This is a genomic window from Candidatus Protofrankia californiensis (genome assembly GCF_900634765.1).
Lineage (GTDB): Bacteria > Actinomycetota > Actinomycetes > Frankiales > Frankiaceae > Protofrankia > Protofrankia californiensis.
In genome coordinates this window covers 4489-5114 of the sequence record NZ_CAAAFT010000130.1, presented here as the reverse complement: position 1 = coordinate 5114, position 626 = coordinate 4489, and the positions used below count along the sequence as shown (strand labels likewise).

Sequence of the window (626 nt, the reverse complement as noted above, 5' to 3'; positions counted from 1 at the left end):
CGGCTCGCTGTGGCAGCGCCAGACAGAAGATCAGAAGTAGGTCGACGTCACCGAACGACTCGACGAACTCGGCGGTCTCCGGCAGCGTCCGCAACATCCGGATCAGTTCCGCCGGCCGCATGGACGGTGTGAGCGTGACGACCCACTCCCCCGCGCCAGCGGGGAACAGCGACTCTCCGCTGCTCGGCGGCTGCGCGTCGTCGGAGGGACGGTCCGCGTCGTCGGCGTCGCTGGTCACCGCGGCCCGGGCCGCCGCGCGGCACGCGCGAGTGCCGCCTCGAGCTGGCTACGGCCCCCCACCTGCCGGGAGACGTTCTCCACGAAGAAGAACAGCGGCGTGACCTGGTAGTCGTGCCAGCCGTTCTCGATGGCGAACAGGTCCGCCGACGCCGCCGAATCAAATGTGATCATTGTGTCGCGGACACGGCGTTCCGCTCCTGGCTCGAACCGCACGACACCCCACAGCGCAGGCGTCCGGATGTCCGCCCTGCTGTCCTCCACACCGTTTCTCGTCCCGTTGCTGGTCACCGTCACCGGCTTCACCGTCCCGTCCCCATCGTCGGTTGGATGCCGGCCCGGTCCCGCGGGCAAGATCCCTCAACGCGGGACAGGGCCGGTTGCGAACG

The 626-nt window shown here is 69.3% G+C and carries 1 protein-coding gene and 1 pseudogene; both read right to left on the bottom strand.

The window, feature by feature from the left end; translation table 11 throughout:
* Positions 1–238 (bottom strand): annotated as a pseudogene (locus DD1DGNOD_RS07965) (hypothetical protein); the annotation flags it as partial.
* Positions 235–543, bottom strand: coding sequence for a hypothetical protein (locus DD1DGNOD_RS28995; RefSeq protein WP_241255545.1), 309 nt, complete (start codon positions 541–543; stop codon positions 235–237). The gene DD1DGNOD_RS28995 and the pseudogene DD1DGNOD_RS07965, both read right to left, overlap by 4 nt.
* Positions 544–626 lie beyond the last annotated feature (83 nt).